The organism is Bacillus sp. FSL L8-0193, assembly GCF_037976065.1.
Lineage (GTDB): Bacteria > Bacillota > Bacilli > Bacillales > Bacillaceae > Bacillus > Bacillus paralicheniformis.
The window spans coordinates 150637-169043 of record NZ_CP150261.1 but is presented as its reverse complement, the minus strand read 5'-3'; the positions used below and the strand labels follow the sequence as shown (position 1 = coordinate 169043).

The 18407-nt window shown below is 44.2% G+C and carries 27 protein-coding genes and 2 pseudogenes; 13 read left to right on the top strand and 16 right to left on the bottom strand.

Going from position 1 to position 18407, the window contains the following annotated elements; genetic code table 11:
- The first annotated feature begins 97 nt into the window (after positions 1-97).
- From MHH76_RS00995 to MHH76_RS00955, 9 genes are all read left to right on the top strand, one after another.
- Entirely contained in the window at positions 98-400 is a 303-nt protein-coding gene (locus MHH76_RS00995) for a hypothetical protein (RefSeq protein ID WP_020449893.1), read from the top strand.
- A gap of 52 nt (positions 401-452) precedes the next feature.
- Complete coding sequence (locus tag MHH76_RS00990; protein ID WP_020449892.1) at positions 453-1373, top strand: ABC transporter ATP-binding protein; 921 nt, start codon at positions 453-455, stop codon at positions 1371-1373.
- A complete protein-coding gene (locus tag MHH76_RS00985) occupies positions 1370-2077 on the top strand; it encodes an ABC transporter permease (RefSeq protein ID WP_020449891.1) in 708 nt (235 codons plus the stop codon). The genes MHH76_RS00990 and MHH76_RS00985 overlap by 4 nt, the downstream gene beginning before the upstream one ends.
- Before the next feature lies 1 nt (position 2078).
- A complete protein-coding gene (locus MHH76_RS00980; RefSeq protein ID WP_020449890.1) occupies positions 2079-2819 on the top strand; it encodes an ABC transporter permease in 741 nt (246 codons plus the stop codon).
- Positions 2820-2842: 23 nt separating this feature from the next.
- Positions 2843-3076, top strand: coding sequence for a helix-turn-helix transcriptional regulator (locus MHH76_RS00975; RefSeq protein WP_020449889.1), 234 nt, complete (start codon positions 2843-2845; stop codon positions 3074-3076).
- A 24-nt stretch (positions 3077-3100) separates the two neighbouring features.
- A complete protein-coding gene (locus MHH76_RS00970) occupies positions 3101-4006 on the top strand; it encodes an ABC transporter ATP-binding protein (protein WP_020449888.1) in 906 nt (301 codons plus the stop codon).
- On the top strand, positions 4003-4701 hold the full coding sequence (locus tag MHH76_RS00965) for a hypothetical protein (RefSeq protein WP_020449887.1): 699 nt from the start codon (positions 4003-4005) through the stop codon (positions 4699-4701). The genes MHH76_RS00970 and MHH76_RS00965 overlap by 4 nt, the downstream gene beginning before the upstream one ends.
- A 1-nt stretch (position 4702) precedes the next feature.
- The gene (locus tag MHH76_RS00960) at positions 4703-5461 is read left to right on the top strand and encodes an ABC transporter permease (protein ID WP_020449886.1); all 759 of its coding nucleotides are present in this window, start codon (positions 4703-4705) and stop codon (positions 5459-5461) included.
- A gap of 79 nt (positions 5462-5540) precedes the next feature.
- The gene (locus MHH76_RS00955; RefSeq protein ID WP_033155051.1) at positions 5541-6944 is read left to right on the top strand and encodes a S8 family serine peptidase; all 1404 of its coding nucleotides are present in this window, start codon (positions 5541-5543) and stop codon (positions 6942-6944) included.
- 364 nt (positions 6945-7308) lie between these two features.
- On the opposite strand, the pseudogene MHH76_RS00950 reads toward MHH76_RS00955, so the two are convergent.
- Positions 7309-7392, bottom strand: a pseudogene (locus MHH76_RS00950) (hypothetical protein); the annotation flags it as partial.
- Between the two features lie 92 nt (positions 7393-7484).
- On the opposite strand from MHH76_RS00950, the gene MHH76_RS00945 reads away from it, so the two are divergent.
- Complete coding sequence (locus MHH76_RS00945) at positions 7485-7943, top strand: DinB family protein (RefSeq protein ID WP_020449884.1); 459 nt, start codon at positions 7485-7487, stop codon at positions 7941-7943.
- 48 nt (positions 7944-7991) lie between these two features.
- On the opposite strand, the pseudogene rpsI (MHH76_RS00940) reads toward MHH76_RS00945, so the two are convergent.
- Both rpsI (MHH76_RS00940) and MHH76_RS00935 read right to left on the bottom strand, forming a co-directional pair.
- Positions 7992-8063 (bottom strand): annotated as a pseudogene (gene rpsI / locus MHH76_RS00940) (30S ribosomal protein S9); the annotation flags it as partial.
- A 77-nt stretch (positions 8064-8140) separates the two neighbouring features.
- Complete coding sequence (locus MHH76_RS00935; protein WP_223254888.1) at positions 8141-8293, bottom strand: phage holin family protein; 153 nt, start codon at positions 8291-8293, stop codon at positions 8141-8143.
- Between the two features lie 1225 nt (positions 8294-9518).
- Between MHH76_RS00935 and MHH76_RS00930 the strand changes: the two genes are divergently transcribed.
- The 3 genes from MHH76_RS00930 (at position 9519) to MHH76_RS00920 (ending at position 10878) form a co-directional block, all read left to right on the top strand.
- Positions 9519-10142 (top strand): glycosyl hydrolase lipoprotein, encoded by a 624-nt coding sequence (locus tag MHH76_RS00930; RefSeq protein WP_020449883.1) that lies wholly within the window; start codon positions 9519-9521, stop codon positions 10140-10142.
- Positions 10143-10202: 60 nt separating this feature from the next.
- Positions 10203-10565, top strand: a complete 363-nt coding sequence (locus MHH76_RS00925; RefSeq protein ID WP_250635916.1) for a site-specific integrase — start codon at positions 10203-10205, stop codon at positions 10563-10565.
- A 100-nt stretch (positions 10566-10665) separates the two neighbouring features.
- Positions 10666-10878, top strand: a complete 213-nt coding sequence (locus MHH76_RS00920) for a tyrosine-type recombinase/integrase (protein WP_025810425.1) — start codon at positions 10666-10668, stop codon at positions 10876-10878.
- A gap of 101 nt (positions 10879-10979) precedes the next feature.
- On the opposite strand, the gene rpsI (MHH76_RS00915) is transcribed toward MHH76_RS00920, so the two are convergent.
- The 13 genes from rpsI (MHH76_RS00915) to MHH76_RS00855 form a co-directional block, all read right to left on the bottom strand.
- The gene (rpsI, locus tag MHH76_RS00915; RefSeq protein ID WP_020449882.1) at positions 10980-11372 is read right to left on the bottom strand and encodes a 30S ribosomal protein S9; all 393 of its coding nucleotides are present in this window, start codon (positions 11370-11372) and stop codon (positions 10980-10982) included.
- Between the two features lie 19 nt (positions 11373-11391).
- Positions 11392-11829, bottom strand: coding sequence for a 50S ribosomal protein L13 (rplM, locus tag MHH76_RS00910; RefSeq protein ID WP_020449881.1), 438 nt, complete (start codon positions 11827-11829; stop codon positions 11392-11394).
- Between the two features lie 161 nt (positions 11830-11990).
- Positions 11991-12734, bottom strand: a complete 744-nt coding sequence (gene truA / locus MHH76_RS00905; RefSeq protein WP_020449880.1) for a tRNA pseudouridine(38-40) synthase TruA — start codon at positions 12732-12734, stop codon at positions 11991-11993.
- A 10-nt stretch (positions 12735-12744) separates the two neighbouring features.
- Positions 12745-13542 (bottom strand): energy-coupling factor transporter transmembrane protein EcfT, encoded by a 798-nt coding sequence (locus MHH76_RS00900; protein ID WP_020449879.1) that lies wholly within the window; start codon positions 13540-13542, stop codon positions 12745-12747.
- Positions 13539-14408 (bottom strand): energy-coupling factor ABC transporter ATP-binding protein, encoded by an 870-nt coding sequence (locus MHH76_RS00895; RefSeq protein ID WP_020449878.1) that lies wholly within the window; start codon positions 14406-14408, stop codon positions 13539-13541. Before MHH76_RS00895 ends, MHH76_RS00900 begins: the two co-directional genes overlap by 4 nt.
- Positions 14384-15229 carry an energy-coupling factor ABC transporter ATP-binding protein gene (locus MHH76_RS00890; RefSeq protein ID WP_020449877.1) on the bottom strand — a complete coding sequence of 282 codons (846 nt, stop codon included), beginning with the start codon at positions 15227-15229 and terminating at the stop codon, positions 14384-14386. The genes MHH76_RS00895 and MHH76_RS00890 overlap by 25 nt, the downstream gene beginning before the upstream one ends.
- A gap of 141 nt (positions 15230-15370) precedes the next feature.
- The gene (gene rplQ, locus MHH76_RS00885; RefSeq protein ID WP_020449876.1) at positions 15371-15733 is read right to left on the bottom strand and encodes a 50S ribosomal protein L17; all 363 of its coding nucleotides are present in this window, start codon (positions 15731-15733) and stop codon (positions 15371-15373) included.
- Between the two features lie 77 nt (positions 15734-15810).
- Positions 15811-16755, bottom strand: coding sequence for a DNA-directed RNA polymerase subunit alpha (locus tag MHH76_RS00880; RefSeq protein ID WP_020449875.1), 945 nt, complete (start codon positions 16753-16755; stop codon positions 15811-15813).
- A gap of 174 nt (positions 16756-16929) precedes the next feature.
- Positions 16930-17325, bottom strand: coding sequence for a 30S ribosomal protein S11 (rpsK, locus tag MHH76_RS00875; protein WP_020449874.1), 396 nt, complete (start codon positions 17323-17325; stop codon positions 16930-16932).
- A 20-nt stretch (positions 17326-17345) separates the two neighbouring features.
- Positions 17346-17711, bottom strand: coding sequence for a 30S ribosomal protein S13 (rpsM, locus tag MHH76_RS00870; protein WP_003178378.1), 366 nt, complete (start codon positions 17709-17711; stop codon positions 17346-17348).
- A gap of 22 nt (positions 17712-17733) precedes the next feature.
- On the bottom strand, positions 17734-17847 hold the full coding sequence (gene rpmJ / locus MHH76_RS00865; protein WP_003156543.1) for a 50S ribosomal protein L36: 114 nt from the start codon (positions 17845-17847) through the stop codon (positions 17734-17736).
- A gap of 33 nt (positions 17848-17880) precedes the next feature.
- The gene (infA, locus tag MHH76_RS00860) at positions 17881-18099 is read right to left on the bottom strand and encodes a translation initiation factor IF-1 (protein ID WP_003178377.1); all 219 of its coding nucleotides are present in this window, start codon (positions 18097-18099) and stop codon (positions 17881-17883) included.
- Positions 18077-18406: a KOW domain-containing RNA-binding protein gene (locus tag MHH76_RS00855; RefSeq protein WP_020449873.1), complete on the bottom strand. Its 330-nt coding sequence runs from the start codon at positions 18404-18406 to the stop codon at positions 18077-18079. Before MHH76_RS00855 ends, infA begins: the two co-directional genes overlap by 23 nt.
- Position 18407: the final 1 nt, after the last annotated feature.

Genomic DNA, 18407 nt, shown 5'->3' with positions numbered 1-18407 from the left:
AGCGTGTCTTTTTCTAAAATTCGTAAAGCACACTTTACAATAAGTGAAGTTTACTTTACAATTTAATTGAAATAACTAATTATGGAGGATGATTACCATGAATATCGAACAGATTGCGGTATACGGAAATAGTATTGGAGGAGTGGTGATCCTCGCCTGCCTGGCAATTATCTGGATAGTATCGAGGCGTATGGGCAGGGATGAACGGTCAGAAGCAATTTTCCTAAGAGTCTACTCATCTATGTTTTATGTGCTTGCAGCGCTTATCGCACTGAGTATTTTCTTCGGATTCGGCCATGACATCAGTGGACTAATGTATCAAAAAATAACGTCATTAATGTTTGCACTAAGCGTAATTTTCGGTACTATCTATCTGTTCATTTTGAAAAGAAAGTACTGATTCCACATTTGACGAATAAAACAAGGAAAAATGCGATCAAGGGGATGAAAAAATGGATGAACATCAATATATTCTGGAAACGAGACAATTAACCAAAACATACCGTAAAACAGATGTTGTGAAAAACGTGAATTTGTGCATTCAAGAGGGAGAAATTTATGGCTTCCTCGGTCCAAACGGTGCAGGAAAAACGACGACGATTCGCATGCTGCTCGGACTCATCAACCCGACAAAAGGCGAAACGAGAATCTTCGGGAAGGACTTGAAAAGCAATCGGCTTGACATTCTGCGAAACGTCGGTTCACTTGTGGAATCGCCGTCATATTATCCTCATCTCACAGGCGAGGAGAATCTGGAGGCAATCCGGAAGATACTGAATGTTCCGAAGTCTAATATTGACGATGTGCTTGAGATGGTCAGATTGACGAAAATGGCGGACAAGAAAGCGGGAGAATATTCGCTCGGCATGAAGCAGCGCTTAGGCATAGCTGCAGCGCTGCTCGGATATCCGAAACTCGTCATTCTCGATGAACCAACAAACGGATTGGATCCGGCGGGAATCCTTGAAATACGCGAGCTCATCCTCAGACTGCCGTCCGATTACGGCATTACCGTCATGATCTCCTCGCATTTGCTTTCTGAAATTGAACAAGTAGCCACCCAGGTAGGAATCATCGCCAACGGAGAAATGCTCTTTCAAGACGCGATCGGAGAGCTCCGTTCGAAGGCCGATACAAAGATTGTATTTTCGACAAGTGACACGGACGGGGCGTTAGACATTTTCTCGCGTGAGGGCGTAGAGGCGGTTAAAACACAGCGCGGCCTGATGATTGAGGACAGGACTGATATGGAAATTTCCCGGCTCGCCAGAAAACTCTTTGAAAATGAGATTGACATCTTCCGAATTTACGACGAATCGAAATCACTTGAAGATATCTTCCTCGACATGACTAAAGGGGGAGAAACACTGTGATCTCTGAATTGTTGAAATCTGAAATTCTGAAGATCAGAAAACTGACATGGGTAATCGTCATTTTCGGCCCACTCGGAGTCGTCGCGATGCAAGGGGCCAATTATGCGCTCCGCTTTGATTACCTCATGTCGCGGAACCCGGATAAATGGCTGTTCCTGCTTGAAAACATCCATGCCTACTGGCCGCCTTCCCTCCTTCTCGGAACAACGATGATCAACTCGCTGCTCGCGGGAATGGAACATCATGCAAATATGTGGAAGAAACTCTTTTCCCTCCCCGTTAAACAATGGAAAGTGTACCAGTCCAAGATTATCATCATTATCACCATGATGCTGATCTCGACAGCTATACTTCCTGCGGGCACATATGTGCTCGGCAGACTGCTTGGATTTTCGGAGACATTTCCGCTCGGGGATGCGTTGATGATGAGCTTTTATACATTATTTGCAGCACTACCTTTCGTTTTTTTACAGTTTTGGCTCTCGGTGAAATATTCCAATCAAGGAATCGCTTTGACAATCGGCATCGCAAGTGCAGTGTTTATCATGTATGCTCACGGACTGCCTGAGTGGATGCCATGGAAATGGCCATTGTTAATAGATGGTATAGGGCAAAGCACCCTCTCAGTCATAAAGGGATTGGCCGTGGGACTGCTCATCTATTTATTTGCCTTGTTATCCCTATCACGAAAGGATGTCGCATAGTATGTTCTATCAACTATTGAACTCCGAGTGGCTGAAACTAAAAAATTCAAAAATCTGGTTTATCGTGCTCGCCAGTCCAGCCCTTTCCGCTGTCATCGGTTTTTTCCCGCTCTTCAGCATTGGCTCGAGCAAATGGCTTGCACTGAGCACACAAATGATCCTTACGCACAGTGCGCTGTTTTTGCCATTGTTGACAGGTGTACTTGCCGCTCTACTGTGCAGTAACGAGCATGCCCACGGCGGATGGAAGCAGCTGTTGACCCTGCCGGTGAGCAGGGTTCAAGTGTACGCTGCCAAATATGTCATCATCATGATCTTGCTGCTATTCACGCAGCTGTTTTTCCTGATCGGCATCTGGTTTGTGGGAAGCGTTCAAGGATTCGGCTCTCCGTTCCCCTGGTACAGCCTGGTCATGAGCTGCCTTATGGGATGGCTGTCGTGCCTTCCGCTTGCCGCCCTTCAGTTTTGGCTTGCGACCTATTTTAAAAGCTTTGCCGGTCCAAGCACCGTCAATGTAATGCTGACATTGCCGGCTATCCTCATTGCCAACTCGGAGCTGTTGGGACCTCTTTATCCTTGGTCTCATCCAATGCTCAGCATGACACAGGCTTTTTCAGCTGCAATGGGCGGAGATGCTGGCTTTTTGGCGAATGAATCAGCTTTTTATCCGACGCTGATTGTCAGCTTCGTTGCATTCATCGGCGGCGGTGCTTTATATTTTCACAAAAAGGAATGGACATAGAAATTGATCAATGGGGGACAGGTATGAATGCAGAAAACAAACAGAAAAAAAAACTGACGAACCGGCTTCCGGAATGGCGGGCGCGCACCAAGATGACCCAGCAGCAATTAGCGGAACGGGCGGGTGTGAGCAGGCAAACAATCATCTCAATTGAAAAAATGAAATACACCCCTTCCCTCACGCTCGCATTTGAAATTGCACATGCGTTCGGCTGTTCGATCGATGATGTATTTGAATACAATAAAGAAGATGTGTAACGAAATAGAAAGGAGCGACGATTCTTGATCATCGAAACGAAAGGCGTGACGAAAACATACAACCGCATCGATGTCGTGAAAGATGCCGGTTTGCTGGTTCCGGAAGGAGAAGTATACGGATTCCTCGGACCTAATGGCTCAGGAAAAACAACGATGATGCGGATGTTGATGGGCTTGATCCGCCCCGATTCCGGTGAGATTCTTATGTTTGGAAATAGAATGCCTGATAACCGGATTTCAATTCTAGCCAAGACGGGCGCCCTGATTGAAAAGCCCTCCTACTATGAACATCTGGACGGACGCGATAATTTACGTATACTGGCCACCCTGCGCGGAATCTCAGACAACAGGGCTATCGACTGGGCGCTTGAAAGAGTCGGTCTGCACCGCGTCGGATCTAAAAAAGTAAAGTCATATTCACTCGGCATGAAGCAGCGGCTAGGCATTGCCAGCGCGATTCTTCACAACCCCAGGCTCCTGCTGCTCGATGAGCCGACAAACGGATTGGATCCTGAGGGAATCCATGAAATACGGGAGCTAATCCGCGAACTGCCGAAAAAAGAAGGTGCCACCGTTCTTGTATCGAGCCATCTTCTTGGAGAGGTCGAGCAAATGGCAAATCGGATAGGTGTCATTTACCATGGAAACCTTCTGTTTCAAGGAGAAATGGCGACATTGCTCTCCGATCAAAAATCTGGTTACATCATCCGCTCAACTGAAAGCGGAAAAATCATCGATATTCTGCACGAACATGGCTTAGAGACCCGCGTTGACCGGGCTGAGCAAGTGCAAGTTTCTGGAGCAGTAAAAGACAAAATAGAAGGCATTTTGATTGAAAATGAAATAACCGATTTTCATATAAACGAATCTCCAGGGACGCTGGAAGAAGCCTATCTACAGCTAATCCGTTCCTCCGAGGTGTCTGTATGAAAAGCGTTTTTGCAGCCGAGTGGCGGAAACAAAGGCCCGCAGCCCTCCTGCTGCCATTATGTTCCGGACCGCTCCTGATTTTTGCGGCCTGTTGGACAATGATGCTCTATTTGACAAAAAACGGGCGAACCGCGGAACAGGCCTTCCGCGTCCTTTATGAGCTTTGCACCTTGACTTGGAGCTATCTCATCATCTTTGTGGTGATGATGTTCACCTTGTTAGTGAGCGGGGTTGAGCACAAATCGGGAATGTGGCCCGTTCTCCTTTCCACTCCGCATGCAAAGTGGAAGCATTTTTTTGTAAAAGTTATTCTAGCCACCTTACTTGTCCAGCTATTCGGTTTGATCCTGTGGCTGCTGATGGGCGGACTAGGCTTCATATTCGGAGGGACATTCCCTGAACCATTGCTCTACACGGCATTTCTGTTTGCACTTCCTTTTGTTGTCTTTCAGACGTCTGCGACAGTCGTGGTTGAAAATCCGTATATTTCCGTCAGCATCGGGATGGCGGTTTTCCTCTTTCATGCTGTGCTGCCTTATTGGTGGCTCCCATGGGGTCCGCTTGCTGAACTGTTGCGGGCCGGAACACAGGCAAACAGCTTATTACCAGTTCTCATGCTGGTGTCGACACTGGGGTACGGTATGTTATCTTTACTGATTTTTTACCAAAAAACCTTTTCTTCCGGAGGTGAGTGAAATGGCAAGCTTTCAGCAGGCGTTTTCGGCAGAATGGATCAAAATTAGAAAAATGAAAATCTGGCTGATGATCATTATCCTAGTTGTCCTGCCTGTCATCTACGGATGGATTATTCATACAAAAATCATGATTGGAAAGTACGTTTACAATGAGGCGAATTCTTGGCAGATTCTTATGATGATGACCCAGATGTTTTATGGTACGGTCTTCTTTCCGATTATCATCTCCCTGATTACGGGCACAATGTCCAAATATGAAAAACAAGCAAACAATTGGGAGCATTTGCTGATGATTCCTGCAAAGGGAACAGTGTTCTTTTTAAGCAAGATGGCTTGGACCGTAATCATCATTCTGTCCGCACAATTGCTGATGTTCGGTTTGCAGATTGTCCTTGGCTATGCTTCTGGATATACGGACCAAATCCCAATAGGCACTTACTTATCGGCCGTAATCCTTGGAACGGCCGGGGCAACCAGTCTCGGAACGCTCCTGTTCTATTTTTATCTACGAATGAAATCCGCTCGGACGGCCCTGATGATCAGCATATTCTTAAGTTTTCCCTCCTTCTTAGCCTTTTCGAACAATACGGACTCGTTGATACCAGTCCTTTATCCATGGGCACTGCCGCTCTATGGGATGACAAATGTATATGCCGGCACCGACAGGCTGGCAGTATTTTTTATCGTCTGCGTCGCGATGACCGCGCTCTTCTCGCTGCTCAGCATTAAAAAGTTGAATAACAGAACCTTTTATTCATGATAGCCTGATACTAAAAGCCAATAAAAACTACTAACTTCTCGGCGAATTCAACATGTATGGTAGGCTGGGAGGAAAAATCATGAACATAAAACGAATTCACATATTATTATTGTGCCTGCTCGTCGTGATCATCTTTGCCCTGCCCGGGCAGGCTTCCGCTAATGACAGTCAACTTGATAGATATACGATTTACCTAGAGAGCCCAGCCCATCACGATGATTGGGTGAAGACACTTAATGAACGAAACATAAAACTTGTATACTCAGTCGAAGAAATCGGGCTTTATCAGATAGAAGGCAGACAAAAAGAGGTTCAAGAATTGGCGGCTGAAATAAACTATATAAACAGCCATAACCAATCTGTAGCCATGCAGCCTGCCTCACTGCATAACACTGCTCCGGCGGAGGCGACGATATTTGGGGGCACCCCTACTCTATGGGACGACTTCCAATGGGATATGAGAAAAGCGACTAATAATGGACAGACTTATCAAATCACCGAAGGAAGCAAAAACACAATCGTGGGTATCATTGATTCCGGAATTGACATGAACCATCCAGATTTGAAAGAAAACATCCTCTCCGTCCGAAACTTTGTGCCTAAAGGGGGACTGAGAGGACAGGAACCATATGAAAAGGGTGACATAAACGACAGCACAGATTACCTGGGACACGGAACATTTGTAGCCGGTCAAATTGCGGCAAATGGATTGATGAAAGGGATCGCTCCAGAAACAGGAATCAGATCTTACAGAGTATTCGGCGGGAAAAGCGCTGACACAGTCTGGATTATTGATGCGATCATCCAAGCGGCGATCGATGATGTCGATATTATCAACGTCAGCTTCGGTACATTTCTTGTAAAACAAAATCGGAAGAACAAACAAATGCCTGATACGAATGATCTGGCTGAAATTAAAGCTTTTAAAAAAGCAGTCTCATTTGCCCATAAAAAGGGCAGTGCCGTTGTAGCCTCAATTGGAAATGAAGGCCTTGACTTGAAAGACAAAAATGCCGTATTTGAATATTGGCGAAGTACCAAACAGGAGGACTTATCGGCAGACGGCAAAGTCATTTTGATTCCGGCCCAATTGCCGAATGTCGTCACCGTTTCCTCAATAGGTCCAAGCGGAATGAGATCCGTCTTTTCCAATTATGGAAAAAATGTCGTCGACATTGCAGCCGATGGAGGCGATCTCCGTCTTTTAAATGAAGTGGGCGAGGATCGATATTACGGAGAAGGACTGTTCAGGCAGGAATACATTCTCGGTGCAGCTCCCGGAGTAACCTATACATTCTCAATAGGCACTTCGATCGCGGCCCCAAAAGTATCCGGCGCTCTGGCCCTTCTGATTGATCAGAAACAATTGCATGACAAACCAGACAAGGCTGTTAAAATCCTGTTAAAAAATGCTGATCGGAACGCTGACAAAATAGACACCGGTGCGGGAGTATTAAATGTCTATCGAGCATTGACTGATTGAGTGTGCGAAACTAAAAAGTTTCCCCCTTCCCTTTGAAAAAGCAAAAGAACTCATTGGTTCTTTTGCTTTTTTTATAGCTGGACCATTATTTTAAGCCCGTTTTCACACATCATCCGGGGGGCTATACCCTCTCGCTGCCCTCCCTCTCCTCAACAGCCTCAATAAACGTTTACAGCTCCGCTAAGAGGTCAAAGGACCAAGGCACAATCAAAACATTTTCAGAAGGCTGAGAACCGTCTTTTAAAGGCTTTTCTATGTCTGCTTATCTTATACAATCGTCGTGGCCTCCAATCAAATGATTTGAGAGCATGTAACATGCTATATTTACGTTTTTAAAACTGAGGTGCACGGGTACGTTCTTATTCGCATCGCGAGTCAGAAGTAGAGCGCGTTTTAGAATTGAACGGTATTCCGGATCTGCTTCAAGTAAAAATGAAAAATAAACGCCGGAAAATTCAATTGATCAGTTTCCTTTTATGCAGTTTGAAGCCCGATTTTCAGGAGAAGGAAAAGTCCGAACAGATAAAGAGATGTGAGGCAATGAATGGATTGTTTCAATATAATTGGCAGGTTCGCAATGAAGGGTTTGAATGGTGCTTGCATCAGTTACAAGAGGAACTCGAAAAAAGGCATTCAGGCGGTATGGAAAGCATTTTGAAAAACTTGTTTCATATTGTCGATGTTGAGGTGAGCTGGATGTATGCCATTTTAGACAAGCCGGACTTCACTCCCGAGTTTTCCGACTACCCGTCGATTCAGCACATTATCAGGTTTTCTGAAGCGTATCGTCCCGAAGTTGAGAGCGTGGTTTTTCATTTTTCCAGCGCAGCCGAACAAAAGCCTGTCAAAACGTCTTGGTCAGAAGATACCTATACACAAAGTGACATTTTAAAGCATTTGATCGCCCATGAAATTCATCACATCGGACAAATATCCGTCTGGGCGCGGGAGATGAACCGTGTTCCGGTATCCGCTTCATATGTAGGACGGCAGCAATAAAAAAGACCCCCAAGACAAAAGTCTTGAGAGCCTTTGAAACGCCAGAAATTAACGTTTTGAGAACTGAGGTGCACGGCGTGCGCCTTTAAGTCCGTATTTTTTACGTTCTTTCATGTCCCGAAAATCCACCGAAATTCGCCATAACCCCAACGATCACAAAAATAAACACTTTACGAGTAATGCCGATATATCCGACTTTACTTTTCTCCGTTTATTCCGGCAGCCATCAGACCGCTTGCATAATCAATCACAAGTACAGACAAAATAGTAAGCAGCACGCTCCAACCTCCAAAAAGAAATCCGGCAATTTCACCCGCAACAGCAATGACACCTTTATAAAATGTATCCATTGTATGGACTCCTTTATACAAAATAAAAAAGCCGCTTATCTCGCCGCTTCTGCTCTTTTTTCGTGATATTCTTTATTTACTTCGATTTGATTCATTTCTATCACTTCATCTTCCGCCTGTGAATTTCCGATCCGCTCTTCTTGAAGCTCTTTTTTGAGCTTTTCGTTTTCCTGTTCTAAGTTCTGACTGATCTGTCTTTCTCTTTGGAGAAAGGCTTTACAATCAGCTATTCAAGATATGTTTTATCAAGATGGTATTTCATGCTTCCGGTTTCCGCGTCTTTCACGATGAACAATTCATACAAGATCGGGAATTCATCGTCTCTATTTAAACTGATAGAAACGGCGTCAAAATGATGTTTTGTGTCACCGTCGATCAGGAAAATTCGCTTATAATGATCCCCGTATCGGTTTCGGTGATTTCGACCCCGTCCATATATTTGTGATAGGAATAACCTTTATAATCGATAGCCATTTTAAAACCTCACTTTTTTTACGGTACTTCGTAAAACATACAGACTAGCACTCGCATAATCTTATCGCTGCCCCCTGTTAATGTTCCAGTTCCTCGCACATACACTTAAATCCTGTGCTAGACATGGCCTCAACGCCTGCCGTACAAGCATTAGAATAGCCCCCGTATGGTTGGGCGAAAACAGCAAAAATATTTTCAGCTTTTTTGGCGTTTTCATCTTGAAAAAAGTATTGCGTGGAACCGTAGGCGGCAGAATCCGAGCCTAGATGAACATCTACATAATCAGCGGAATCATTCGGTTATACTGTAATCCGCCATATATCTCTGTAAGTTCTTGCTTGCTCGTATTGGCTTGAGGTATCTCTTCCGCCTAACATAGTTTTAGCAGGCAAGTGAACAGTTGATCCTAGCGAAACCCTTTCGCCACTGCTGATCGATATAACTCCTGTTGAATCGATCCAAGTGTGCCCCGTTGTATCCATTTCGAAATGACTGCCGTTTTTTACTATAAATTCCCCTTTTGGATTATCTAATGCAAAAACATTCCTTGCCACCCTTGATGGAGAATTTACACAGGAGATTTAGATGCTGCTCTTGAAATCATGACGGCGCAACTGAAAGAAGGCGGGAAAAAGAAATCTGATTAATCACAGACGTAACTTTTTACAAAATTGGTATTGTTCCGTTGAATTTGCGGGAGTTTTGTCCTATGATAAAAGATATACCATATAAATGAACTGGGGGGCTTTACTTGAAGAAATTTTTAATTTTATCCCTTGCGCTCTGTTTAGGGATTATTTTAGGGGCGTGCGGTTCTAAAGACACCGCAAAAAAAGATGATACCAAAAAAGAATCATCAGCAAGCGAAAATAAAGACACTGACAACAAAAAAGAAGATGTACAGGAAGACGAAAACCTCAAAGGGAAAAATGTCTATACTAATAAAAAACTAAATATAAACGGAACTACAGGTCCTATTAAATACGAAATCAAAGCTGTACAATTGAAAGAAATGGAGCCAAAAAACGAAGAAACTGCTGATCTGCTCGGTGTCAAAGTAGGTGAGAAAGTGAATGCTGTCACAATTGAACTATCTGGCGAAAACACATCAGAAAAAGATGTTAACTTCTATTTAGGACAAGCCACAATCGTCACAAACACTAAAGAGCAGCTGGAACCTGAAATGTTATTGTCTGAACACATCGAGGGTGAATACTTAGGCAAAGTTAAAAACGAGGGGCATAATGTATATATCTTAAAAAAGTCATCTGTTAAGGATTTGAAATCCATTGAACTGCGTGTTGATGCTCCAACAGATAACAATTTCGAGCCTCTTGGAAAAGACATCAAGCACACAATCGAAGTCAATAATTAAGAAATGCCCTTTTTAGGGCTTTTCTTTAACACCAAAAACAGAACAAACGTTCTTTTCAACTTGTGCAATTTACTAATTGAGCATAGGAGGCGTTCATATTGGTTTTTACCGCAGGAAGAAGAGAAACGGAACTTTTGGGAAAAGGACGAAATCAAAACCTTTCTCGAAAAAGCGCATTCGCAACTTGAACAACAAGATTATGTTATGTTTTATGTTCTTATTTTTACCGGTATGCGTAAAGGGGAACTTCTTGCCTTGGAATGGAGGGACGTTGACTTAAAAGAGAAAACAATAAACATCAAACAAACAATGTTTTTTGAAGACGGTAAAGAAGTCATCCAAACAACAAAAAAATATCATTCTAAGCGAATTATTACGATTGATTATCATACGGCCCAAATACTTACAAAATGGCGTACGTAGCAAAAAGAAATACTCTTATCTAATGGGATCACCTCAGAAGCTAAATACGCGCTTATACGGGGCGATATGCGCCCTCTAAGGCTTTTCCCTCTTAAACCGTATGATCGCTAAAAATAAGCTTCACAGAATCACGATTCACGGTTTTAGACATTCTCACGCATCGATCCTTTTTGAAGCAGGCGCATCCATTAAAGAAGTACAAGCCCGTTTAGGTCACAAAGAAATTCAAACGACTATGAACATCTATACACATGTCACGAAAACCGCAAAAGAAAAAACGGCCGAAACATTTAAAAAGTACATGGAATTATGAGAAATTCATTTAAACGTGGTCAAAATGTGGTCAAAAATCATTTTAAAGCAAAAAACAAGCCCTCTTCCGAGTAACCGGATGAGGGCTTGAACGTTGGTATATTAACGTTTTGAGAACTGAGGTGCACGGCGTGCGCCTTTAAGTCCGTATTTTTTACGTTCTTTCATACGTGCGTCACGAGTCAGTAGACCGGCACGTTTTAGAGTTGAACGGTATTCCGGATCTGCTTCAAGCAAAGCTCGGGCGATACCGTGACGGATTGCTCCGGCTTGACCGGATAAGCCGCCTCCATGAACGTTTACTAAAACGTCATAAGTACCAGCTGTTTCAGTCAAATTTAATGGTTGTTTGATATCTTCGATTAGAGCTGCAGATGGGATGTGCTCGCTGATTTCACGATTATTCACGATGATACGGCCTTCTCCTGGAACTAAACGCACACGCGCTACAGAGCTTTTACGACGGCCAGTACCGTAATATTGAACCTGTGCCAAATTGGTAACCTCCTTTTAATTAACCGCGAAGTTCGTAAACTTCAGGTTTTTGTGCTTCGTGTGGATGCTCAGAACCACGGTATACGTTCAATTTTTTGAACATTTGACGACCTAGAGAACCTTTTGGAAGCATGCCTTTGATCGCAAGTTCAAGCATTTTCTCAGGGTAGTTTGTACGCATTTCAAGAGCAGTTCTTGATTTTAAACCGCCTGGATGTTGAGTGTGACGGTAGTAGATTTTGTCCGTTAACTTTTTACCAGTTAACTCGATTTTTTCAGCGTTGATGATGATCACATGATCTCCAGTGTCAACGTGTGGTGTGTAAGTTGGTTTATGTTTTCCGCGAAGGATAGATGCAACTTCTGTAGAAAGACGTCCTAGCGTCTTGCCAGCAGCATCAACAACTAACCACTTGCGTTCAATATTACTTGCGTTAGCCATAGGTGTTGTACGCATTAAATTTCCCTCCTAAATAAATCTGCCATTTTCAATAAACTTCAATTACGTTCTATTTCAAAACACAATAAGTTTCCGGGGCTTATCGTGGGGTTGAAATACATACCATATGATATCTTATAACTTTCTGTACTCTCTGTCAAGAAAATGTTACACCTGGTTTAGTTGTCATAGATAACACGCCATAAATACAAGCCGTGCGCCGGTGCCGTGCGCCCTGCGGCATCGCGGCTTCTGGCAAGAATCATCTTTTCAATGTCTCCAGGGGAAAATTTGCCGGTTCCTACATCAAGAAGCGTGCCGGCAATGATTCTAACCATGTTATACAAAAATCCGCTGCCTACAATCCTCATCTGCAGTCCGTCCCCTGTGTCAGACCATTCCAGTTCATAGACCGTTCTGACTTTGTCCTTCACTTCGGTTTTGGTTGCACAAAAGCTTGTGAAATCATGGGTTCCGACCAGATAGCGGGAGGCTTCTTTGACTTTTTCCATATCAAGGTCATACGGAACATGGTATGCGTAGTGGCGTTTAAAAACGTCCGGATGTCTGCCCCTGTAAATCATATACCGGTATTCTTTTCTTTTTGCAGAAAACCTCGCATGAAATTGATTATCGACAGCTTCCGCCTTGTGGACCGATATATCATCAGGCAGCAGGGCGTTCAAAGCATACGGCCATTTCGCCTCAGGGATGGATAGCGGACTGTCAAAATGAATCGTCTGTCCGACCGCGTGGACGCCGCTGTCGGTACGCCCGGATGAAACGACAGGAATACGCTCTTTCGCTTTATGGAGCGTTTGCAGCGCTTTTTCAAGCTCATCCTGCACCGTTCTTTGACCAGGCTGCACTTGGTAGCCGTAAAAAAGGTGTCCGTCATATGAAATCGTGCATTTCATTCTCATCGTCTATCACCTAAGTCCGCAATAAAATTAGCAATACGCCAAGACCAGCTAAAATGAGAAGCACGGAAGTATCCTTCCATTTCCACGTCAGCTGCCTGTATTTTGTACGGCCTTCCCCTCCTCTGTATCCTCGCGCCTCCATCGCGGTTGCAAGCTCTTCGGCTCTTTTAAAGGCACTGACAAACAGCGGAACAAGAAGAGGAACGATCGCTTTGACACGTTCTTTGACCGGGCCGTTCGTAAAATCGACGCCTCTTGCCATTTGTGCTTTCATGATCTTATCCGTCTCTTCGATCAGAGTCGGTATAAATCTAAGGGAGATGGACATCATGAGAGCGAGTTCATGAACGGGAAGCTTTAATTTTTTAAACGGACCGAGCAAATGCTCCAAACCATCGGTCACTTCGATTGGAGTCGTCGTCAATGTTAAAATCGTTGTGATCATGATGAGGTAAACAAAGCGCAGCGAAATAAAAATCCCTTGAACAAGCCCCTGCTCATAAATTTTAAACAAGCCGAAATCGGCGAGAACCGGTCCTTCCCTTGTCATAAAAATATGAAGCAGAAACGTAAACAGCACAATCCAGAACACCGGCTTCATCCCTTTTAAAAGGAATCGCACCGGAACGCCCGACAAAGCTGCGGCTGCGACCGTAAACAGGCCGAGCAGTGCATATGTTTCCGTATTATTCGCGAAAAAAACGATAAAGACAAAAAGGAAAATGGTTAACAGCTTTGTACGCGGATCAAGCCGGTGAATGATCGATGTCCCGGGTACATACTTGCCGATAATGATATTGTCCATCATAGGGCATTTTCCTCCTGAAAAAGAGCTTTAATTTCGGAGGCTGCTTCTTCAATCGTCAAGATCGGCGCTTTGAACGTAATGCCCAGCGTTTCTTCAAGACGTTTTTGGAATTTAATCGTTTCCGGCAAATCAAGCCCAAAGGCAGCGATATCGTCTTTCCTTGAAAAAAGCTCCCGCGGCGTCCCTTTTGCTTTGACCGTGCCTTTATGCATCACAATCAGTTCATCTGCATACGCCGCCGCATCTTCCATACTGTGGGTGACGAGAATCGTCGTCAGATTCCTCTGCTTATGGAGGCTGTAGAACATGTCCATGATCTCTTTGCGGCCTCTTGGGTCAAGCCCTGCCGTCGGTTCATCGAGGACGAGAACCTCCGGCTCCATCGCCAGCACTCCCGCAATGGCCACGCGGCGCATTTGCCCGCCGCTTAGTTCAAACGGGGACCTGTCGGACAGCTCCTCATCCAAACCTACAAGCTTCAGCATTTCCCTCGCCTTTTCTTCCGCCTTCTCCCGGCTCATGCCGAAATTGATCGGGCCGAATGAAATGTCCTTTAAAATTGTTTCTTCAAACAGCTGATGTTCAGGAAACTGAAAGACAATCCCGACCTTTTTCCGCAAAGCTTTTAAGTGTTTATTCTTTTTGCCTGCTTCGAGAACGTCCCCGCCGAGGCGTATCTGTCCTTTTGTCGGTTTTAAAAGCCCGTTCAGGTGCTGAAGCAACGTCGATTTTCCCGATCCTGTATGGCCGATCACTGCGACATAGCTTCCTTCTTTAATCACGGCGTTGACATCATAGATCGCAAGGCGTTCAAAAGGCGTTTTCATCTGGTATCGGTGCTCTACATCTTTGATTTCAATGTCCATAGCTCATTCACCAATCCTTCTTGTGTCAGATGATCGCCTTTCAAAGCCAGACCGCTTTCCTTCAGCATTTGGCTGAGCTGAAAAGAAAAAGGCAAATCAAGCCCGATTTTTATCAGGTCTTGATTCAGACGAAAGACTTCCTCCGGCGTGCCTTCGGCAAATTTTCTTCCGCCGTTCATGACGATGATCCGGTCGGCCTTAGCAGCTTCGTTTAAGTCATGTGTAATCGAAATGACCGTAACCATTCCCTGGTCTTTCAGCCTTCTGACCGTATCCAGCACTTCTTCCCGTCCCATCGGGTCGAGCATGGAAGTCGCCTCGTCGAGAATCATGATGTCAGGACGGGCGGCAAGCACTCCCGCAATCGCAACACGCTGCTTTTGCCCTCCAGAGAGATGGTGCGGCTCTTGATCGAGAAATTCTTGCATGTTCACCTGTTGAACGGCCCAATCCACCCTTTCCACCATGTCTTCTCTTGGAACTCCGTTGTTTTCTAAACCAAAAGCCACATCATCGCGGACGGTTGTCCCGACAAATTGGTTATCCGGATTTTGAAACACCATGCCGATTTTTTTTCGGACATCCCAGACCGTCTCTTCCGTCAGCTGAATACCGCCGACATCAATCGATCCTTCGTCAGGCAGGATCAGTCCGTTTAAAGCACGGGCGAGCGTCGACTTCCCTGAGCCGTTGTGACCTACGATCGCAAGCCATTCTCCTTTCGACACATGGAAAGATACATGATCAAGCGCAGGCCTGTCCGCATCTTTCTGGTAGCGAAACGTGATATCCTCTGCAGCTATTAATCGATCTTGATTCATTTGCCCGTCCGGCCTCCTCTCCTCTAAAGCTCTGCTTTTCTGACTATTCTTTTATCATAGAAAATTCCCCGGTATCTAAAAAAAGGGCATAGATCCAGTTAAAAACTGTCCCGCCCTTCTTTAGACACACAAAATATGTGATTAAACCAATTCGATGATAGCCATTGGTGCTCCGTCACCACGGCGAGGACCAAGCTTCATAATACGTGTGTATCCGCCTTGGCGCTCTTCATAACGAGGTGCTACATCAGAGAAAAGTTTTTGGAGTGCATCTTGGTCTTTCTCTGCATCTGCAACCTCATTGCGGATGTATGCAGCTGCTTGGCGGCGTGCGTGTAAATCTCCGCGCTTGCCAAGTGTAATCATTTTTTCTACAACAGAGCGAAGTTCTTTCGCGCGAGCTTCTGTTGTTTCGATTCTCTCGTTGATGATCAAGTCTGTTGTAAGATCACGCAGCATTGCTTTACGCTGTGCACTAGTGCGTCCTAGTTTTCTGTATGACATGTGGTGTCCCCTCCTTTATTGAAATACTCGATCTGAAATAAAAAACACACGAAAATCCTAGTTCACATGGAAACTAGTCAATCGTCTTTGCGAAGGCCAAGTCCAAGTTCTTCAAGTTTCGCTTTTACTTCTTCAAGCGACTTGCGACCCAGGTTGCGAACTTTCATCATATCTTCTTCAGTTTTGTTCGCAAGTTCTTGAACTGTATTGATTCCCGCACGCTTCAAGCAGTTGTAAGAACGGACTGAAAGATCGAGCTCTTCAATAGTCATTTCAAGAACTTTTTCTTTTTGGTCCTCTTCTTTTTCAACCATGATTTCAGCATGCTGAGCTTCGTCGGTCAAACCGACAAAAATATTAAGGTGTTCAGTCAAAATCTTTGAACCAAGCGCAATTGCTTCTTTTGGTCCAGTGCTTCCATCTGTCCATACGTCAAGCGTAAGTTTGTCATAGTTTGTAATCTGACCCACACGAGTATTCTCAACTTGATATGTTACACGAGAAACAGGTGTAAAGATGGAATCAATCGGGATGACCCCAATTGGCTGATCGTCTCTCTTATTCGAGTCAGCTGGTGTATACCCGCGACCTCTTTGAGCGGTTAAGCGAACTCGAAAACTCGCATTTTGGCCAAGAGTCGCAATGTGAAGATCAGGATTCAAAATCTCAACATCACTGTCGTGGGTAATATCAGCAGCTGTTACAACTCCTTCACCCTGTACATCAATCTCAAGCGTCTTCTCTTCTTCAGAGTAGATTTTCAGTGCAAGTTTTTTAATGTTTAAGATAATCGTTGTAACATCTTCAACGACGCCTTCGATCGTCGAGAATTCATGCAGTACACCATCTATTTGGATCGATGTTACAGCGGCACCAGGGAGTGAGGATAAAAGGATACGACGTAAGGAGTTACCCAAAGTTGTACCATATCCACGCTCAAGTGGCTCTACGACAAATTTACCATACTTGGCATCGTCGCTGATTTCAACCGTTTCGATTTTTGGTTTTTCAATCTCGATCATTTCATAAAACCCTCCTTCAAAACGTCGAAACCCCGGAAAGAATTTCTCTGATTCTATCCGAAATTCCCCATTGTTTAGTCCCGTATGTGCTCAGGCAACGAGTGTGCATTCGTTTTATAAATTAACTGTATCATAACCCATTATTGACAGGGACACAAAATCTATACAAACAAATTACACGCGGCGACGTTTTGGCGGACGGCATCCGTTATGAGGAACAGGCGTTACGTCTCTGATTGCTGTAACTTCCAGTCCAGCAGCTTGAAGTGCACGAATTGCAGCTTCACGGCCAGAACCAGGTCCTTTTACAGTAACTTCAAGAGTTTTAAGTCCATGTTCGATAGAACCTTTAGCAGCTGTTTCAGCGGCCATTTGCGCAGCAAACGGAGTGGATTTTTTAGAACCTTTAAATCCAAGAGATCCGGCGCTTGACCAAGAAAGAGCATTACCATGAACATCTGTGATAGTAACAATCGTGTTGTTGAAAGTTGAACGGATATGAGCAATTCCAGATTCAATATTCTTTTTCACGCGGCGTTTACGCGTGTTTGTTTTACGAGCAGCAGCCATTGTTTAATTACCTCCCTTGCTTATTTTTTCTTGTTAGCTACAGTACGACGCGGACCTTTACGAGTACGCGCGTTATTTTTTGTATTTTGACCGCGAACAGGCAATCCGCGACGATGACGAATTCCGCGGTAGCTTCCGATTTCGATCAGACGTTTGATGTTAAGAGACACTTCACGGCGAAGGTCACCTTCAACTTTCAATTTGTCAATCACGTCACGGATTTTACCAAGTTCTTCTTCAGTCAAATCACGAACGCGAGTATCTTCAGAAACTCCAGCTTCTTTTAAGATTTGCTGAGCCGTTGTACGACCGATTCCAAAGATGTATGTTAATGAAATAACAACACGTTTATCACGTGGGATATCTACACCAGCAATACGAGCCATCTCTCTCGCACCTCCTTAAAAATTATCCTTGTTTTTGTTTATGCTTTGGATTTTCACAGATCACCATTACTTTTCCTTTTCTGCGAATGACCTTACATTTTTCACAGATCGGTTTAACTGATGGTCTCACTTTCATGTGTTTCCAACCTCCTTCAATTTCCGGAGTGCTTTATTTGTAACGGTACGTAATTCTACCACGAGTTAAGTCATATGGAGATAATTCTACCGTAACTTTGTCTCCAGGTAAAATGCGAATGAAGTGCATGCGGATTTTACCAGATACGTGGGCCAAAACCGTATGACCATTCTCAAGTTCAACTTTGAACATTGCGTTTGGCAGCGTTTCGACTACAGTACCTTCCACTTCAATTACATCGTCTTTCGCCATTCAAGTGTTCTCCCTTCTTCAAATCAGTAACTTGCTCTCTGACAAATTTCAAAAGAGAAAATCTCAATTTTCCGTTTGTCACACGCCCTGTTTCGTTTATACTGTTCTGAACTTCCGGAGATACGCAATCATAAAAGGTTAAATGATTGATATTCTTTTTCTTAGGAGAATGAAATTTACGCTTTTCTCCGTCTGCTACCAGCACATGATGATGATCGACTATATCAATAACAACTGCGTATTGGTTCATTTCGCGGCCTTTTGCTATGCGTACGAACTGTCCAATTTCAGGTGTTTTCCGATACATC

Bases quoted from the DNA above. Each gene is read 5' to 3' on its own strand.
- MHH76_RS00995 (WP_020449893.1), top strand. From the start codon at position 98: ATGAATATCGAACAGATTGCGGTATACGGAAATAGTATTGGAGGAGTG.
- MHH76_RS00990 (WP_020449892.1), top strand. From the start codon at position 453: ATGGATGAACATCAATATATTCTGGAAACGAGACAATTAACCAAAACA.
- MHH76_RS00980 (WP_020449890.1), top strand. From the start codon at position 2,079: ATGTTCTATCAACTATTGAACTCCGAGTGGCTGAAACTAAAAAATTCA.
- MHH76_RS00975 (WP_020449889.1), top strand. From the start codon at position 2,843: ATGAATGCAGAAAACAAACAGAAAAAAAAACTGACGAACCGGCTTCCG.
- MHH76_RS00965 (WP_020449887.1), top strand. From the start codon at position 4,003: ATGAAAAGCGTTTTTGCAGCCGAGTGGCGGAAACAAAGGCCCGCAGCC.
- MHH76_RS00960 (WP_020449886.1), top strand. From the start codon at position 4,703: ATGGCAAGCTTTCAGCAGGCGTTTTCGGCAGAATGGATCAAAATTAGA.
- MHH76_RS00955 (WP_033155051.1), top strand. From the start codon at position 5,541: ATGAACATAAAACGAATTCACATATTATTATTGTGCCTGCTCGTCGTG.
- MHH76_RS00945 (WP_020449884.1), top strand. From the start codon at position 7,485: ATGAATGGATTGTTTCAATATAATTGGCAGGTTCGCAATGAAGGGTTT.
- MHH76_RS00935 (WP_223254888.1), bottom strand. From the start codon at position 8,293: ATGGATACATTTTATAAAGGTGTCATTGCTGTTGCGGGTGAAATTGCC.
- MHH76_RS00920 (WP_025810425.1), top strand. From the start codon at position 10,666: ATGATCGCTAAAAATAAGCTTCACAGAATCACGATTCACGGTTTTAGA.
- rplM (WP_020449881.1), bottom strand. From the start codon at position 11,829: ATGCGTACAACACCTATGGCTAACGCAAGTAATATTGAACGCAAGTGG.
- truA (WP_020449880.1), bottom strand. From the start codon at position 12,734: ATGAGAATGAAATGCACGATTTCATATGACGGACACCTTTTTTACGGC.
- MHH76_RS00900 (WP_020449879.1), bottom strand. From the start codon at position 13,542: ATGATGGACAATATCATTATCGGCAAGTATGTACCCGGGACATCGATC.
- MHH76_RS00895 (WP_020449878.1), bottom strand. From the start codon at position 14,408: ATGGACATTGAAATCAAAGATGTAGAGCACCGATACCAGATGAAAACG.
- MHH76_RS00890 (WP_020449877.1), bottom strand. From the start codon at position 15,229: ATGAATCAAGATCGATTAATAGCTGCAGAGGATATCACGTTTCGCTAC.
- rplQ (WP_020449876.1), bottom strand. From the start codon at position 15,733: ATGTCATACAGAAAACTAGGACGCACTAGTGCACAGCGTAAAGCAATG.
- MHH76_RS00880 (WP_020449875.1), bottom strand. From the start codon at position 16,755: ATGATCGAGATTGAAAAACCAAAAATCGAAACGGTTGAAATCAGCGAC.
- rpsK (WP_020449874.1), bottom strand. From the start codon at position 17,325: ATGGCTGCTGCTCGTAAAACAAACACGCGTAAACGCCGCGTGAAAAAG.
- rpsM (WP_003178378.1), bottom strand. From the start codon at position 17,711: ATGGCTCGTATTGCTGGTGTAGATATCCCACGTGATAAACGTGTTGTT.
- rpmJ (WP_003156543.1), bottom strand. From the start codon at position 17,847: ATGAAAGTGAGACCATCAGTTAAACCGATCTGTGAAAAATGTAAGGTC.
- infA (WP_003178377.1), bottom strand. From the start codon at position 18,099: ATGGCGAAAGACGATGTAATTGAAGTGGAAGGTACTGTAGTCGAAACG.
- MHH76_RS00855 (WP_020449873.1), bottom strand. From the start codon at position 18,406: ATGTATCGGAAAACACCTGAAATTGGACAGTTCGTACGCATAGCAAAA.